The 15,069-nt window shown below is 63.3% G+C and carries 14 protein-coding genes and 1 pseudogene; 4 read left to right on the top strand and 11 right to left on the bottom strand.

Going from position 1 to position 15,069, the window contains the following annotated elements; all coding sequences use genetic code 11:
* Window positions 1-54 precede the first annotated feature (54 nt).
* The 3 genes from DMX10_RS08640 to DMX10_RS08630 all read right to left on the bottom strand — a co-directional run bounded on the left by DMX10_RS08640 (window position 55) and on the right by DMX10_RS08630 (window position 2,908).
* Window positions 55-1,005, bottom strand: coding sequence for an inovirus-type Gp2 protein (locus DMX10_RS08640; RefSeq protein WP_031652483.1), 951 nt, complete (start codon window positions 1,003-1,005; stop codon window positions 55-57).
* 400 nt (window positions 1,006-1,405) lie between these two features.
* Window positions 1,406-1,612, bottom strand: coding sequence for an AlpA family transcriptional regulator (locus tag DMX10_RS08635; RefSeq protein WP_024128445.1), 207 nt, complete (start codon window positions 1,610-1,612; stop codon window positions 1,406-1,408).
* A gap of 54 nt (window positions 1,613-1,666) precedes the next feature.
* The gene (locus DMX10_RS08630; RefSeq protein WP_171898125.1) at window positions 1,667-2,908 is read right to left on the bottom strand and encodes a hypothetical protein; all 1,242 of its coding nucleotides are present in this window, start codon (window positions 2,906-2,908) and stop codon (window positions 1,667-1,669) included.
* A gap of 101 nt (window positions 2,909-3,009) precedes the next feature.
* Here DMX10_RS08630 and DMX10_RS32375 point away from each other — a divergent pair, with 101 nt between their 5' ends.
* Entirely contained in the window at window positions 3,010-3,756 is a 747-nt protein-coding gene (locus tag DMX10_RS32375; RefSeq protein ID WP_124082831.1) for a hypothetical protein, read from the top strand.
* A gap of 1,075 nt (window positions 3,757-4,831) precedes the next feature.
* Here DMX10_RS32375 and DMX10_RS33150 read toward each other — a convergent pair.
* Window positions 4,832-5,182, bottom strand: a pseudogene (locus tag DMX10_RS33150) (alpha/beta fold hydrolase); the annotation flags it as partial.
* Between the two features lie 410 nt (window positions 5,183-5,592).
* Between DMX10_RS33150 and DMX10_RS08620 the strand changes: the two are divergent.
* Window positions 5,593-5,964: a DUF3592 domain-containing protein gene (locus DMX10_RS08620; protein ID WP_021216755.1), complete on the top strand. Its 372-nt coding sequence runs from the start codon at window positions 5,593-5,595 to the stop codon at window positions 5,962-5,964.
* A gap of 77 nt (window positions 5,965-6,041) precedes the next feature.
* Here the strand turns inward: DMX10_RS08620 and DMX10_RS08615 are convergent, their stop codons facing one another.
* Genes DMX10_RS08615 through DMX10_RS08585 form a run of 7 tightly spaced genes read right to left on the bottom strand, consistent with a single transcriptional unit; the run spans window position 6,042 to window position 13,541 of the window.
* Window positions 6,042-7,043, bottom strand: a complete 1,002-nt coding sequence (locus DMX10_RS08615; protein WP_111260717.1) for an aromatic ring-hydroxylating dioxygenase subunit alpha — start codon at window positions 7,041-7,043, stop codon at window positions 6,042-6,044.
* Complete coding sequence (locus DMX10_RS08610; RefSeq protein WP_111260716.1) at window positions 7,040-8,176, bottom strand: hypothetical protein; 1,137 nt, start codon at window positions 8,174-8,176, stop codon at window positions 7,040-7,042. Before DMX10_RS08610 ends, DMX10_RS08615 begins: the two co-directional genes overlap by 4 nt.
* On the bottom strand, window positions 8,173-9,327 hold the full coding sequence (locus DMX10_RS08605) for an ATP-grasp domain-containing protein (RefSeq protein WP_111260715.1): 1,155 nt from the start codon (window positions 9,325-9,327) through the stop codon (window positions 8,173-8,175). Before DMX10_RS08605 ends, DMX10_RS08610 begins: the two co-directional genes overlap by 4 nt.
* Entirely contained in the window at window positions 9,315-10,673 is a 1,359-nt protein-coding gene (locus DMX10_RS08600; protein WP_111260714.1) for a F390 synthetase-related protein, read from the bottom strand. Before DMX10_RS08600 ends, DMX10_RS08605 begins: the two co-directional genes overlap by 13 nt.
* Window positions 10,663-11,517, bottom strand: a complete 855-nt coding sequence (locus DMX10_RS08595) for an MBL fold metallo-hydrolase (protein ID WP_111260713.1) — start codon at window positions 11,515-11,517, stop codon at window positions 10,663-10,665. The genes DMX10_RS08600 and DMX10_RS08595 overlap by 11 nt, the downstream gene beginning before the upstream one ends.
* On the bottom strand, window positions 11,514-12,521 hold the full coding sequence (locus DMX10_RS08590) for an NAD(P)-dependent oxidoreductase (protein ID WP_111260712.1): 1,008 nt from the start codon (window positions 12,519-12,521) through the stop codon (window positions 11,514-11,516). The genes DMX10_RS08595 and DMX10_RS08590 overlap by 4 nt, the downstream gene beginning before the upstream one ends.
* Complete coding sequence (locus DMX10_RS08585) at window positions 12,522-13,541, bottom strand: beta-ketoacyl-ACP synthase 3 (RefSeq protein WP_111260711.1); 1,020 nt, start codon at window positions 13,539-13,541, stop codon at window positions 12,522-12,524. It abuts the gene before it with no gap.
* A 285-nt stretch (window positions 13,542-13,826) separates the two neighbouring features.
* Between DMX10_RS08585 and DMX10_RS08580 the strand changes: the two genes are divergently transcribed.
* Both DMX10_RS08580 and DMX10_RS08575 read left to right on the top strand, forming a co-directional pair.
* A complete protein-coding gene (locus DMX10_RS08580; protein WP_111260710.1) occupies window positions 13,827-14,081 on the top strand; it encodes a DUF2790 domain-containing protein in 255 nt (84 codons plus the stop codon).
* 121 nt (window positions 14,082-14,202) lie between these two features.
* The gene (locus DMX10_RS08575) at window positions 14,203-14,961 is read left to right on the top strand and encodes a sulfite exporter TauE/SafE family protein (RefSeq protein ID WP_111260709.1); all 759 of its coding nucleotides are present in this window, start codon (window positions 14,203-14,205) and stop codon (window positions 14,959-14,961) included.
* Window positions 14,962-15,069 lie beyond the last annotated feature (108 nt).

Genomic DNA, 15,069 nt, shown 5'->3' with positions numbered 1-15,069 from the left:
GTTTGAAAAGGGCTGAAAACTTCGAATCTTGCCGGGCAACTCATGGGTTAGGGCTTAGTAACCGCGAAGGATACGACCAACCCGGAGCGTCCTGCCCCCCACGGGCTTCACCCGCAACGACTGCCCATCCTCGATCAGGTAGTGGCAGGCCTTGATCACATTGCGCCTCCCAACTGCATCCTTACGGCTGAACATCCCGACCCCACACCTCTCCTTGTACCGTGCCTTGTCATAGTTGCAGCTATGGCTGTACCCCCACCCCTTCGTGGTCCTCTCCCACAGTTCACCGATGGCTTCAGCCTTGGCATAGTCACTGCGCACCTTCCGGCCATCGAAGAAGAAGGCTGCGTGGATGTGATAGCCCATGTCCTCCCCTTGCTCTACTGCGCAGATGTAGCCCGTCTCGTGTTGGAAAACCGGATCGTATTCCCGCGCCCGGATCAGCCTGTCCAGGTCCTCGAAGACGTCCTCTACCTTCAGGCGACTACGTGCTGCTTCCCGGTAGTACAGATTCACCCTCACCACCACAGTACGTGAACGGCTATCCAGCACCCGCTCCACGTATTCAGTCACTGTCTGCCGATTGCGTTTCTCCCGGTAAGCACGATCACTCTTCCCACGCTTGAACCACTTGGTCTGTACGTGCTCCCGGATCCTCTCCACGAGCCAGTTGTAGGTCTGGGCCTCTGACAGGAGCCCTCCCTCGCTCTCGTCCATGCACGTCATCCCGAACATCCCGAACTCGATGCCGATGTCGTAGCACGCCTCCTTGAATGCCAGCAGGTGCTCACTCAGGGCATACGTCTCGTCATGCACCAGGTGATACATCTGCCGAATGTGATCGCAGTACCGAGAGAGCCTAGTCCTCTCGATGACTTCATCCCCCTGTGCGTCGTAGCTGATCCTGAATGCAGGAGAGTCGTGACGGATCACTGCATTCACGAGTCGTTCGATCTGGATAGCGATGTCGGATTGGGAGAGGTGTTTCGCTGTTTGCTTGATCATGGGTGTACCTGGTTGGTTTAAGGCATACCAAGTACGGAATGGGTATTTTTAAACTGGAGAGGTGGATAGCTAGTCACCTGGCTATAGCTATCCATCCGTAGCTATAGGCGAGTGGGCGTAATGGGAGAAAGGTAGGTGATTAGAGATAGTTAGAGATGGAATAGGTAAATGGATTAGATAGATGGTTAGAGATAGTTAGTAGCTATATCAATAAACCACACTGCCCTGCTCGCCAAACAACAAGCGCCATCGAGCATCCAGACGAAGAACTCCAGGCGTAACCGGGATAATTCACAGAGCAGGTAACTGGGAGTTATCTGAGAAATAGCATTAGCCTAAGCAGACGGCAGAGCTACCCGATGGCCAGGAAATCCCTGGCCATCGGGTAGCTCTATCGCCATTAATGCTTACCTACAGCCTGGAGTTTCTCATCACGCTCAGCGATTCGCTCAAGGATCCACTCGTGCACTTCGCTCTCCAGCCAGCGAACGCAACGCTCCCCCACAGATAACGGAAGCGGGAACGTGCCGAGAGCGATGTACTTATAGATAGTCGAGCGAGCAAGACTGGTGAGGTCCATGACCTCTTTCAAACTGATGATCCTCATGGACATGGATGTTGCTCCTGTATTGGTCCAGAGGATGGGCAACGTTCATAAAATTTAACCGGTAGTACTCTCCATTTCAAAAGAGACCAAGCCATGCTTGGAAAGCTGCTCTCGAGAAAGGTCAGACTCTTTCGTCCAGATCTCGACGTGCCCCTTGGTGCCGCTTAAAGAAACTATACATTCAGGGCCATCTCCCCAGGACTCTTGAGCAAAGACCAAGGTCATCGAATCATCCGTGTCTCTATTTTTGGCAGGGAACGCAAGCACCCTCCGCCCTACCAAGCTCGCAAAAGCGCTATCCCCCGCTATTCGATTCTTAACCCGCGAAGCCAAATGGAAAGCCCACCAGCACATGTCAGCAACCATGACCTCAAGCGAGGAATCATCTTTACCCGACGCGTGGAGGCTTTCAGTCATGATTTTCTCTAGACCATCAATTTGGGGGAGACGGACAGACTCGCCCAAGACGCTCCAGTGATTCGAAAGAAGCAGGCTTACACCTTGATAGATCTTCCAGACAAGCATTTCATAAGTGCGGCCTAGGCCCTGAAACGCCCCTTGCACCCGCGCAAATCGCTCCGCAAAACCATGGCGGCTCTCCTCAGAGCGCATTGCCTCACCATAAAAAGCTACAACTGGGCTGCTGCAGCCCGCCGAAGCAAGCCCTGGATGGTTCAGGTTCAGGATATAGCTGCTGGTCACTTTCGTATCGGCATAGAGCGAGTCCGAGAGCCCCGCTATCTTTCGGCGAATGAAGCCAAGCTGTAGGAGTTCCTTCAGCCACCTGTCGACCTTCTCCTCGCCCTCCCCCAATAACTGTCGGAGTTGAGCGAGCCCGAGGTTATCTACCAGTCCCAGTTCATTGGCATGAGCGAATAGCGTTGCGAGCAATAGGCGGAGTTGCGGTCTCAGAAGCTCATTCGATGATATCGGCGTCCGGTTGGCCTCATAGTCACGATAGATCGCACCGCTGAAAAGGTGGCGCAGAACGGGCCCATGATGGGATGCCGAAGTGCTGAGGTCACCAAGTTTGCTGGCCAGCCCCCGGCCCACCTTCAGCCCGAGAGTGGGCCTCCCTCCAGTAGGAGCCTTGTGGCATTCAAGGCATTGGTGTTCAATCAACGCTTTGCGGGCCCTGGATGCCGCCCCAGGGGTCACCGCCAAGGACCGAGCCAACGCTTTCACGGACATATCCATTCCCTCTGTATCGGCTAAGCGACAGATGAACGCGATGAGAAAATACTTCGCCTCAGCCCCAACGCCAGCTATCGGCGCAGTCAGCAGCCTCTCGCCCATGCAATACCCCCCTTTTTTTAGATTTTACCCCCTATACCGCACTTGAACCTCAAAAATCCATAGCGTAACGTTACCGTAACGCAACAAAATGGATAGACGGCATGGCTAGAGAAATAGAATCATTCTCAGTATGGGCACCAAAAAATCTTCATGCGGAATCCGATATCGCCTGGGTACAAAACTACCTGCATGAAAAAGGGGAAATATCTCTCCATGGGCCTGTAGATTTAGATCGACTTATTAGAGCGGGAGTACAACTCGAGAAAAGCGACTCAGGAAGAAATTCCCTTAGACAGTTAAAGGCTGCCTATAGGACAAGAAAAAGCAGGAGTGCGGAGGAAAGATCAAGTACAGGAGACATCAGCCCCGCAGAGCGGGGCCTCTCCTCTCAAAACAGAAACTATAAGGCTCTAATAAACTTAGCCGACGAAGTATTAAAATACGAAGAAGCGTTTAAAGCAAAACTAAAACACTCAGAGAACCAGATAAAAGAATTAAAAGAGAGGATATCTAAATCTAAAAAAATCACACAAAAAGCCCTCAATAAATCAAAAAAAGCAGCAAAAACACTGAATAACTTTCGGGAAAGCCCCCTAAAAAACTCAGAAATAGAAAAAATCATACAGGACAATGAAGAGATCAAAGAACTACTTATAGACACATTAAACATTCTAGACCCACTCCCCCCTCAAAAGCGCACCATAAGAGAATCAGATACTAACAGATATAAAAAATGGCCAACAGCCAAAACCCCAGAAACCCCAGAAACTAAAAATAAAAACCCCAAAAGCACCCCAACAACAGTTCTTGAACTAATAAGCAAAATAAACAAACAAATCGCAGAATAAAATCAAACAGAAACAAATTAAAAACAGCCGAGAAAATCATACATCACGCACATAAACACAATTTAAAAATCAAACAATCTCCAGCCTCAAATTCAAGTCAGCAGATCGACAGACCTCAGGAAAAACCATCATGAACGAGCAATCTACAACCAACTTAAAGACCAGCCAACTATACAACACCTAGTACGCGCACCATTCGCCTGATGGTAAGACCGAGATCTTTTCTTAGTAGCCCTTTGCTCTTTTTCTCGCGACCATCTGCCGCCATTGGAAATATTCTTTCACAGCTCTGGCACAGTTTCACATGTTTGTCTTGAAGATAGAGCGATTACAGATTACAGGGTCTGCACAGCGACTGAACCTTCGAAAGCTTTGGTCGGGCGCTATAAAATTGAGACACAGAGCTGGCAACTGAGATAGTCCACCGCTTGCGGGATGTTCTACATCCTCATGCACCGAAGCACAGGGGAACGAGGTAAATAGCTTGAACAACCGGAGCGCCTATCGTGGCCTCCTACGCTTTGAACGCGACCGATCATCGATCAGGCGGTACGCGCCATCAGTGACATGACCATCAGACCGATACGATTGCTCCATGCGGATCTGATGTCATCATTCCCTGTACTACGGCAAGCTGAAAGAAAGGAATCAGGTATCGTCAGAGCCAAACTGACTCCTGCTTGCGCAAGCCCGCCATGTGTGCGTGTTGTAAGCCCCCCTGAGACTGTGCGTGGAGCACCTCGAAGTAGTTCACAACCATCGCGATCACTTCGTTTTCACCTATGCGGATGATGATGATGCTGCAGCCAAGCGCAGTGAGGGCAGGTACTACCGTTGCTTCGTCACCTGAGAACCGCTCTGAGGTCTGGGTACTGCTTGCCGGACGCTACGCCGGCAATCGCCTTGAAGTCGCAGCCCACACCCGTCCGAGGATCCCGCCCCCGGTAGTCACGTGACTTATCGAATCCATAACGAGTGGGGAGACCGTCCTGCCCAAGGCTACGAACTCGTAAATGGCTTCTTGTACTGCAACTCGGTCTGTTAGTTGCGTAAGCAATGTCATTGGTGACTACAGAGGCCACAAGAAGGCCCACATCAGGCGAACCTTCAGCGCCTCTCTCCAGGGCATCCAACCAGCCCAGCCGGCGCCAATTCCGAAGTTGTAGGCCGCAGTGACCTTGTGATGATTAGGGATCATCCCCAGCGCCTAGCCACCGAAGGAGTGCCCCACCCAGAAGATCGGTGTAGAGCCGTCATCCAGGTACTCCACCGCCTCGGTCAAGTCATGCATGCCCCAATTGAGATAGGACATCTCGAAACCCTTAAGCGAGGGCGGCTTTGAATCTCCCAACCCTCGTTAGTCCAGGGTCAGCACGTTGAAGCCCTTTGAGCATGCGTACTCTGCAAAGCGTCTGTAGAAACGCTGCTGCATGAACGAGCCCCTACAGGCTCAAAGGCCACTTCCTGATAGATTGCTAACATGTTTCCGCCGCTGCGACCAAAAATGGCAATCTGGGCAGTCACCAAGCAAGCGAGGCCCTAGAAAAGGGTGCCCATCAAACAGGTCGGAAATGCGGGATGCAAGGTGAAGAGGGACCGAGCAGTTCGGCACATACCGCCGACACGTGCACCAGCACCTTGAGCCATACAAGAAATGTATCAAATTCCAGCGAGCTTCAAAGCATGGGTGAAGGTGTGGGTTAAAGGCATGCTTCATACATAAATACCTTAAAAATCAATAAGATGATCAATAAAAATGCCGCCCACAAGCCGGCTTTTTTATTGCCTGCTCAATGAGAATCAGGCAAGTCATCGCTCCCCAGGGAAGGAAGAGTCATGTCGGACGCATGGAAGATCATTGGATTTCTGCTCGTTGCAGCTGCCTCCATCTACTACGCCAGGGTGCACACGGAGATCGAGCAGGACTGGCCTAGGACGCAGGCGGTAGTCACCGGCATGAAGGTGACCAGCTCGAAGGACCGAAGAGATCGGCGCGAGTACACGGCCACGCTGCTCTACAGCTATGAGGCGAACGGAACGCACCATTCCGCCGTCAACCTGAGCACTCCGTTTTCGCGAGAAAGCTCCGCAGAAGACGCAGCCCGTCGCTACCCCGTGGGTACGAAACTCGAGATCGCCTACGACCCGGAGCGCCCTGACCGCTCCCATGTCGTCCAGCCCGGCTTTTCCTCTGCCATTCAACTCTAGACATGCCGCTAGCCGACGCGACGCAGTGCCCCGCCGGCAGTAGGGAAAGCCCGCCTGATGGAGAAATTCCCTATCGCCTAGAGCTGTATATGCACCCGCCTTTCCTCGAAATCGAGCGGCTCACCACCCTCGATCAACAACCGGATGCTCGGCCCGAGCAGGTCCTGCCGTCCATCCAGCGGTTTCACCGGCAGGTGCTCGAAACGCCGCTGGTTGGCGCTGACCTGTTCGAGGATCTGCCGGTCCTGGCGCAGGATCACCCCGAACAGCCGGCGCAGCACCAGGCGCTTGAGCGCGGCGGGCAGCCAGCCGCGCGCCGTGGTGATGCGGGCGAACAGGCGTAGCCGACCATTGCCGACAGGCACGAGCCAGGCGCTGACCAGCAGGTTGAGGCCGCCCTTGCGGTCGCGGTATTCGATTTCCGCGAGCCCCGGCAGGCGGAAGCGCCCCATGCTGATGCCGCGTTCGCCCTCGAACAGCCGCGAGATCAACCCGGACTGTGTGCCCTCCTCGCTGTAGAGCGCCTCGACGCCGTCGGCCAGCGGGCGGACCCGGGCGCTGATCCGCTGCCGCTGCCGGTCGTGGCGAATCCAGCCGGCATGGACGAAGTGGGTGTGGAAGCCATCGAGGAAGTTCTCCGCCGCCTCCAGCAGCGAACACTCCACCTCGTCGGTGATCCAGAAGGTGTCGAGCGCCTGCCGCTGCTCGGCCGGCGCAACAGGCGGGATGGCCGGCCGGTCGCCTGCAGAGCTGACCCACACCAGCCCATGGGCCTCGCAAGTGGGCAGGCTGTCGAGCAGCGGCTTGTCGCAGCGCTCCAGCTCGGTGCCGGGCACGCGGGTGCAGCGCCCGTCGGCAGCGAAGCGCCAGCCGTGGTACGGGCATTCGATCTGGCCGTCACGGACCTTGCCCGCGCTCAGCGGCGCGAAGCGGTGCGGGCAGCGGTCCGGCAGGGCGGCGGGCGTGCCGTCCTGCGTGCGGAACAGCACCAGCGGCAGGTCATGCAGCTGGCAGGCCAGGGGCTGCTTGCCGAGGTCGCGGCTGAGCGCCACCGGCCACCATCGGGCGGATGCAGTCATAGCTTGAGCTTCTTCATCAAGGGCACGGCGATGCCATGCAGCAGGCGGCTGAGCAGGGTCCACACCAGGCGCCGGTGCCAGGGCAGGTGGGCGACGTGGATCAGGCTGTACTCGATCTCCGCCTGCCCACCGCGCAGGCGCTTGAACCCGGCGGCACCGGAACTGAAGTTCAGCACCACCCGGCGCTCGACGGCTTCCTGCAGGCACAGGCGCGTCAGTTGCCGGTAGAGCCCGGCCCGCTGGGGCAGCGCGGTGTCGTAGCCGACGATCGGGGCGCTGATCAGCGTCGCGTTGGCGAACCAGCCCAGCGCACCGTCGATGCGCCCCTCGGGGCTGCGCAGGGCTCGCAGCTCGAGCCATCCCTCGTCCCGCCCGCGCTTGAGCCACTGGGCGTTGTAGTGCGGGTTGAGCCGGCAGTACTTGTCCAGGTAGAGCAGGTTGTAGAGGTGCTCGATGCGCTGGAGATCGGCGTCGTCGAGCCGGCTACCCGGCACCACCTCATAGGGGCTGCGTCGCAGCAGCGTGGCGTCCATCCGGGTGTTGTGGTGCCTGAGGAACGGCGCCTGCCCACCTGCACGCCCGTCGAACAGATAGACCTGACGGCTGGGGATGCTGAGGTAGCCGAGGGACTCCAGGCACAGGCGCATTTCCCGGTTGCTGAAGTCATTGAGCGAGCGGAAGCCGAACCCGCTGTCGGGGAAGGCTTCCCTGAGCAAGGCGGTGATCGCGGGCAGCTCGGCCGTCCCCCACTCGGCCGGGTAGAGATTCGTCGACAGCAGCCAGTTGTTCACCTGCACCAGCCTGTCCACCCTGGCCAGGCGCAGCAGGCGGTCGACCGCCAGGGTCAGCAGGGTGAGCGGCCAGGTCAGCCAGGGCTTGCCGAGGCGCCGGATCTCCTCGCGGGCATAGCCGCTGTAGGCGGTGCGCGGCGACACCACGTAGCAATTGCCGTCCGGCTCGCCACCGTCGGTGATGCTGACGGGGAACTGCTGGGTGCCCGTGTCGAGCAACGCCAGCTCCGCACTGACATTGCCGATGAGGGTCATGCCGGCGCAGGCCTTCACGTACTTCCTGGCGAGGCTCTCGTCGGCAGCGGGCTCACCCGATAGCTCTGCGGCAGGCAGCAGCCTCATCGCGGCGCCTCGCCCAGCGGCTGGCCGTTCCATTCGATGTCCGCCGTGGAGGCGGCCAGCAGCCCGCAATGCCGGGTCAGGGCGCGAGCGATGATTTCCGACAGCCCCAGCAACTGCGTGACCAGCGGCCCGTAGTCGCCCTGCTGGACCACCACATCGCGGGCGGCGCCGTAGTCACGCCAGAACGGTGCACTGAACGCCCGCTGCGGTGCTGCCAGCAGCAGCACCGCCAGGGCCACCATGCGCGGCGCGGGGGTGGCTTGCAGCAGGTGCGCGGGCGCGGCCTCCAGGCTGGCCACCAGTTGCCGGCGCTGGTCGTCGAACAGGTGCACGCCGCTGGTTGCCCGGGGGTTGCACTCCAGCACATGGAAGCGCCCGGCCCGGTCCTCGATGAAGTCGAAACCCACCTGGCCGCTGTAGCCGGTCTCCCGGCCGAAACGTTCGAGGAACTCGCGGATCGGTTGCGGCAGTTCGGGCTGGAAGTAGATGCCCGAGCCCCGGCCCACCCGGTAGCGCGGGTGATAGCAGGCGTGGGCGCGCAGCTCGCCGTCCACCAGCAGGCTGAAGCTGCAGAGCTCGCGCCCCTCGACGAAGCGCTGCGCCACCCAGGGCGCCGCCGCCGTCGGCTGGACCTTGCCCAGCTGCACAGTGCTGGGGCGGATCAGGGTCTGCGAGGCGAAGCGCGAGTAGGCCGGCTTGAACACCCACTGCGCGGCCTCGCCGGCGAAGCGCTGCAGGGCCTGGCTGTCGGCCAGCAAGTGGGTTTCGGGCGCGCTCAGCGCCCAGCCCTCGGTCATGGCGGCGAAGCGCCCCTTGTGATGCAGGCGGTGCAGCAGGGCGAAGTCGCTGGTCAGCACCCGGCACAGCGGCGCCAGACGCTCCAGGCCATGGGACAGGTAGAAGACCTCCTCGCAGGTCGGCAGCAGCAGGTCGATGCGTTGCGCCTGGATCACCGCCGCGAGCGCCTCGACCCAGGCGGTCGGGTCCTGCCGTGGCTCCGGCAGGCGCACGAAATGCCGCGCCGAACGGCTGAAGCGGCTGAGCGGCAGGCCCAGCGAGTCGGCCACGGTGACGGTCCAGCCGGCCTCGTCGAAGGCACGCGCCCATTCCAGGCAGGCCGGCGCACGGGCGCCGAGAATCAGTACGTGCATGGCAGGCCCTCGGGCATCTCCAGGAGTTTCAATCGGCGGCGCTTGGCCTCGGGTGGCGCCGGTTGCCAGTGCCCGAACCGCAGTGCCGGTGCTCGCACGCCCAACTGGGCGCACAGCGCGCGGAGGCTGTCGCCGAGCGCCAGGCAGGCGTCGTCGTGGTCGCCGGCGGCGCGCAGGTTGACCTGCCAGGCCAGCCCGCGCTGGTGGATCTCGTACTCCTGCAAGGCCGCCCCATGCATCAGCAGGGCGCGGCGCAGCACATCGGGGTAGAGCGCCTGCAGCTGGCGGCCCGGCAGGTCGGGCAGCCAGAGGATGTCGTCGGCGCGGCCCTCGATGGCGGCGATGGCCCGCTCGACGCGCCCGCAGGCGCACGGCGCCTCGGCCACCCGCAACACATCGTTGAGGCGGTAGCGCACGATCATCTGCGTGCGCCGGGAGAAGTCGGTGATGACCGGTTGAAAGCGCGTGCGCCCGGCATCCAGCCACTCCGGCTCGATGTGCAGGTGGCACTCGTTCAGGTGCAGGGTGCCGCGCTCGCAGGTGTAGCCGAGGAAGCCTTCGCTGGCCTGGTAGATCTGCTGCGGGGCCACGCCGAATGCGTTGCGCACCGCCTCTGCATCCTCCGCTTCGAGCACCTCGGCGACCGAGAGGATGTGGCTCGGGCGGATGCCCAGGCGCCCGGCGAGCGCCGCCTCGGCCAGCCCGCGCAGCACGGTGGCCGGGGCCACCAGCACATCGGGGGCATGGGCCGCGAGGCGCGCCAGCGACGGCTCCAGCCCCAGGGTCAGGTCATAGAAGCCGAAGTCGATCCGCCGGCTGGAAAGCGTGGTGTACAGGCGGCTGTTGGCGCGCAGGTAGAAGGCGATGCGCAAGGCCGGGCGCCAGGGTGCGAGCAGGCGCGGCAACAGGTGCCGGGGCAGGGTCTTCGCCAGCAGGATGCCGGCCCAGCGCTGGCGCTCCTCGCTGCTGACCAAAAACACCCCCTGGTTGCCCGAGGTGCCGCTCGACAGGCCGATGGTGATGTCGCCCAGGGTCGGGCTGAAGTCCCGCGACGCCTCGGCCTGCCGGGCGATCGGCAGCACCTCCTCCAGGCTCAGGCCACGGCTGTTGAAGCCGGCGAAATCCCCCATCAGCGTGGCCTTGTCCATCAGCGGCAGGCTGGCCAGGTCGGCGATGGCCTGCCCCTTGAAGCGCCCGCCCCGGGGCAGGACGTGCCGCAGGAAGTGCTTCAGCCGGCGGGCCTGCCAGGCCTCCAACTGCTCGCGCCGGGTGAAGCGCAGGCGGTAGCGGCTGTGGATGAAACTCGCGACGCTGCGCAGGGCGCCGATGATGCGCTCAGCGCTCATCGCCGAACGCCTCCCAGGCCTGGGTGCAATGGGAGGGCAGCACGGCGACGGCGGGCTCGTTGCGGATCAGCGCCCCCAGGCCGGCGTAGGTCTGGCGATACTGCCGGGCGTCATGCCCGGCGAACCACAGGGCCGGTGGCGCCGGCAGCCGCCCGGCGCGGCAGGCGGGCACCGACCAGCAGGCGTCCGCCACCAGGAACACCGGGCGGCCCTGGGCATCAGGGATGAACAAGCCGAGCTGGCCTTCGCTGTGCCCCGGCAGCGGCACGCCCACCAGGCTGCCGTCGCCCAGCAGGTCGAAGCCCTGGTCGAAGGGCTGCATCCACGCGGGCAGATCACAGCGGCGGCACGCATCGGCCAGGCGCACGCGGGCGCCGAAGTCATCGGGCAGCAGCGTCGGCAGGTGGCCGCCCAGGGTCGCGCGCCAGCGCCGGCCACGCAGGCTCTCGATATGCCGGCGGTCGGCGTCGAGCGCGATGAACGAGGCCTTGGGGAAGTCCCGCAGCCCGGCGATATGGTCGCTGTGGAAGTGCGAAACGATCACCGTGCGGATGTCGTCCGGGGTGATGCCCAGGGCCTTCAGTTGCGCGTGCAAGTGCTCCTGCACCGGCAGCTCCACGGGCACCGCCTGGCGGAACAGGCGCTCGGGCAGTGCCTGGGTGGCCTGGAAGAAATGCTCGGAGTAACCGGTGTCGTACAGCAGCCAGCCCTCCTCGGGGTGGCGGATCAACCCGCACAGCGCCGGGAATTCGGTTTTCGCCCAGCGCCCGCCGCGATCGGCCATGCACTCCAGGTGCCGGCACCAGCCGGCGCGCAGGATGTTGAGGCTGACGGTGCGGCTCATGGGCGTGCTCCTCGTTGGGCCAGCCACCACTGCGCGTGCTGGCGGATGCCTTCGTCCTGGGTGATCACCGGGCGGTAGCCCAGCTCGTCGTGGAGGGCCTGCAAGTCCAGGGTCTGGCTGAAGGCGAGCACACCGGCGCCATAGCGGGTGATCAGCGGCTCGCCACTGCCGCGCAGGCGCGCGCTGGCTTCCAGGCCCCGGGCGATCAGGTCCACCAGGGGCCAGGGCAGCCGGCGGGTACGCAATTCCAGCTGGAAGGCGGCAGCGACCTTGTGCAGCAGGTCTTCGAAGGCCAGCGGCGTGCCGTTGCTGACGTTGTAGGTGCACAGTGCCCGGGGCAGCGGCTGGTTGAGGCCCAGCCAGATCGCCTCGACCAGGTTGTCGACGCAGGTCAGGTCCAGTTGCGCCCGGCCGCCGCGCATCAGCGGGATCGGCCCGCGCTGCATGACCCGCAGCAGGCGCGGCATCAGCGTTGCGTCCCAGGGGCCGAACACCGCGCGCGGGCGCAGCAGCACCGCCTCGGGCAGGCCGGCCGCGCGCACCCGCTCTTCGGCCAGGCCCTTGCTGCGGGCGTATTCGTTGACCGGTGGCGGCAATGGGTCGCTCTCGCGCACGCCGAGGCGATCACGGAAGGCGAAGTACAGGCTCGGCGTGGAGATGTGCACCAGGCGCTTCACGCCATTGGCCTCGCAGGCCTGCAGCACCTCCTCGGTGGACGCCACGTTGGCATCCGCGAACGCCTGGACCGAGCCCCAGGGCGAGGACAGCGCCGCGCAATGGACGATGGCCGCGCAGCCCTGGCTGGCCTCCCGCAAGGTGGCGGCCGCCGCAGGGGAGCCGTGCTCCACCGGCACCCAGCGCAAGGGGCCGGGGCTGTGCTGGATGACCTCGGTCGCCGCCGTGGCGTTGCGCCCCGTGAAGACCACCTCGCAGCCCTCGGCCGCCAGGCGCCAGGCGATATGGCGGCCGACGAAGCCGCTGCCACCGGTAACCAGGACCTTCATCTAGTACTCCAGGATCATGCCGCCGAGGGACAGGCCCGCGCCGGTGCCGATCAACAGCAGGCGTTGCCCGCGCTGGATGCGGCCGTCGCGGATGGCGATATCCAGCGCCGTGGGCAGCGAGGCGGCGACCTGGTTGCCGTGCAGGGCGAAGATGTCGATGACCTTGTCGCGTTTGAAGCCCAGGCGCCGCGCCGCGTGCTGCATGGCGCGGTGGCTGGCCTGGTGGGGGATGACCCAGTCGATCTGCGCCTGGGTCAGCCCGGCCTGGCTCAGCAGCTCGTCCTTCATGGCGGGCAGGTGCTTGGCCGCCAGGCGGAACACGCCCTTGCCGTGCATGGCGAAGCTGGTCAGCGGCTCGAAGGGCACATCGATGCGCCGCGGGTGATAGCGCGAGCCGCCACCGGGTATTTCGCACAGGTGTGCGCCTTCGGAATAGGTGCGCAGGCTTGAGGCGACGATCTTCGGCCCGCCATCGCCAAGGCCCAGCACCACGGCGGCGGCCCCGTCGCCGAAGATCCCGCAGACCTCCACCTGCTGCCAGTCCAGCCCGCAGGAGGCGATGTCCGAGCAGACCAGCAGGATGCGCCGATAGCGCCCGGCACTCAGGGGCCAGGACAGGGTGTCGAGGGCGGCGAGAAAGCCCAGGCAACTGGCGTTGACATCCAGCGCCGGGATGCCCGACTGCCCCAGCCCCAGTTCGAGGTGCAGCAGCGCGGCGTTGCTCGGCATGCCCTGGTCCATGGTGCCGCTGGCGCAGGCGACCAGGTCCACCTGCCAAGGCTCCAGGCCGGCGGCGGCCAGGGCGCGGCGGGCGGCCAGGGCGCCGAGGCTGGCAGCAGTCTCCCGGGGGCCCGCGACATGCCGCTGGATGACGCCGCTGATGCGCGCCACGCTGCCGGCGCGCAGGCCCAGCCGGGTATCCAGCTCCGCGCTGGTGACGATGCGCTCGGGCAAGGCGTGGCCGGAACCGAGGATGGACACAGGCCTGGCGGGCAGGTGCGCGGGGGGTGAAGTCTGCATTCAAGTTCCGTTTGGATGAGTTGAGCCGTCCCGGCGGCGTGGCGCCGCCGCAGTGCCCACACAGGGGCCACTGGCAAGGGCAGATGAGCCCTGGAGAGAATCGGCCGAGCATACGGCAACGCCCCCGGCCGAAACAATTTCACCGGTCTCAATTCCCGGCCTGCGGCGAAGGATCGGAGCGGATTGTTACGCCATCCGAAAAAGCCCTTCTTCGGCGCCTCGCTTTTTCCCCGGCGCGCCATGGTTTCTCATGGTGACCATGAACCACCCGAAGAGGAAAACACCATGAAAGCCCTTGCCTGCGGCGCCACGGCGCTGCTGTTCGTGACCCTCGCCAGCGGCGCCCACGCCAGCGAGTCGCCCCAGGTCGAACCCTTCGTCTATGGCATGCGCCTGGACGTAGCCAAGGTCGTGTCCATCGACGAGCCCCACCCGCTCACCTGCGAACTGGTGGAGGCGACGATGACCTACGTCGACTCCCAGGGCACGACCCATGCCGTGAGCTACACCAAGCAATCCGACGCCTGCTTCAACAGCTGAGCCCACGCGCGATACGCCTCGCCCCAAGGGCGAGCGGCCCGGGGCCGGCCGGCGCATGACGGCCCCCGCCTTTGCCTCGACGGCGCCCGCTGCGTAAGCTCCGCCCTTTTGCGCCGTTGCCATGACCCTCGCCGATATCCTCTTGCTGCTGCTCGCCGGCTTCGCTGCCGGCGGCATGAACGCCCTCGCGGGCGGCGGCACCTTCTTTTCCTTCCCCGCCCTGCTGGCTGCCGGCCTGCCGCCGGTGACCGCCAACGCCACCAATGCCGTGGCCCTGTGGCCCGCCAGCCTCGCCGCGAGCTGGGCGGCGCGAGACCAGTTGCGCCCCCTGGGGCGCTGGCTGCTGCCGCTGGTGGCGATCTCGCTGATCGGCGGCCTGGGTGGCGGGCTGCTCCTGCTGGCCGGTGGCGACGAGGTGTTCCGCCGGCTGATCCCCTGGCTGCTGCTGGCCGCCACCCTGCTGTTCGCCGCCAGCCCCTGGCTGAGCCGCCGGGTCAATCGCCAGCGCGAGGCCGGCGCCCTGCCCCGCCACGGCCTGGCCGGCGGCATCGCCCATGCCCTGGTGGCGGTCTATGGCGGCTACTTCGGCGCGGGCATGGGCATCCTGCAGTTGGCGGCCTTCTCCATCGAGGGGCACCCGCTGCTGCGCGCCAATGCGCTGAAGAACCTGCTCTCCAGCACCATCTACAGCGTCGCCGTGGTCACCTTCGTCGCCGCGGGCCGGGTCAGCTGGGCCGAGCTGGCGGTGCTGCTCGGCGCCGCCAGTTGCGGTGGCTACGCGGGCGGCGCGCTGGCCAGGCGCCTGCCGAGCCGCTGGTTGCGCTGGCTGGTGATCGCCGTGGGCGCGGGGATGACGGCTTATTACTTCGTCACGCAGTAGGGCGAGCCATCCGTGCCGCTCCCACACGTGCATCCGGGATGGACCGCAGGATGGCGTGGAGCGAAGCGAAACCCATCGATCCGGAGCGTCCCTTCGCCCATGAATCGG

It is taken from the genome of Pseudomonas sp. 57B-090624 (assembly GCF_003234055.1).
Taxonomy (GTDB): Bacteria; Pseudomonadota; Gammaproteobacteria; order Pseudomonadales; family Pseudomonadaceae; genus Metapseudomonas; species Metapseudomonas tohonis.
The sequence above is the reverse complement of the archived record's forward strand: the minus strand, read 5'-3'. Positions and strand labels throughout refer to the sequence as shown.

What these genes read in the sequence shown, in the direction of transcription:
- DMX10_RS32375 (WP_124082831.1), top strand. Translation starts at nt 3,010, where the DNA reads ATGGCTAGAGAAATAGAATCATTCTCAGTATGGGCACCAAAAAATCTT.
- DMX10_RS08580 (WP_111260710.1), top strand. Translation starts at nt 13,827, where the DNA reads ATGAAAGCCCTTGCCTGCGGCGCCACGGCGCTGCTGTTCGTGACCCTC.
- DMX10_RS08585 (WP_111260711.1), bottom strand. Translation starts at nt 13,541, where the DNA reads ATGCAGACTTCACCCCCCGCGCACCTGCCCGCCAGGCCTGTGTCCATC.
- DMX10_RS08605 (WP_111260715.1), bottom strand. Translation starts at nt 9,327, where the DNA reads ATGCACGTACTGATTCTCGGCGCCCGTGCGCCGGCCTGCCTGGAATGG.
- DMX10_RS08635 (WP_024128445.1), bottom strand. Translation starts at nt 1,612, where the DNA reads ATGAGGATCATCAGTTTGAAAGAGGTCATGGACCTCACCAGTCTTGCT.
- DMX10_RS08630 (WP_171898125.1), bottom strand. Translation starts at nt 2,908, where the DNA reads ATGGGCGAGAGGCTGCTGACTGCGCCGATAGCTGGCGTTGGGGCTGAG.
- DMX10_RS08610 (WP_111260716.1), bottom strand. Translation starts at nt 8,176, where the DNA reads ATGAGGCTGCTGCCTGCCGCAGAGCTATCGGGTGAGCCCGCTGCCGAC.
- DMX10_RS08575 (WP_111260709.1), top strand. Translation starts at nt 14,203, where the DNA reads ATGACCCTCGCCGATATCCTCTTGCTGCTGCTCGCCGGCTTCGCTGCC.
- DMX10_RS08595 (WP_111260713.1), bottom strand. Translation starts at nt 11,517, where the DNA reads ATGAGCCGCACCGTCAGCCTCAACATCCTGCGCGCCGGCTGGTGCCGG.
- DMX10_RS08615 (WP_111260717.1), bottom strand. Translation starts at nt 7,043, where the DNA reads ATGACTGCATCCGCCCGATGGTGGCCGGTGGCGCTCAGCCGCGACCTC.
- DMX10_RS08620 (WP_021216755.1), top strand. Translation starts at nt 5,593, where the DNA reads ATGTCGGACGCATGGAAGATCATTGGATTTCTGCTCGTTGCAGCTGCC.
- DMX10_RS08590 (WP_111260712.1), bottom strand. Translation starts at nt 12,521, where the DNA reads ATGAAGGTCCTGGTTACCGGTGGCAGCGGCTTCGTCGGCCGCCATATC.
- DMX10_RS08640 (WP_031652483.1), bottom strand. Translation starts at nt 1,005, where the DNA reads ATGATCAAGCAAACAGCGAAACACCTCTCCCAATCCGACATCGCTATC.
- DMX10_RS08600 (WP_111260714.1), bottom strand. Translation starts at nt 10,673, where the DNA reads ATGAGCGCTGAGCGCATCATCGGCGCCCTGCGCAGCGTCGCGAGTTTC.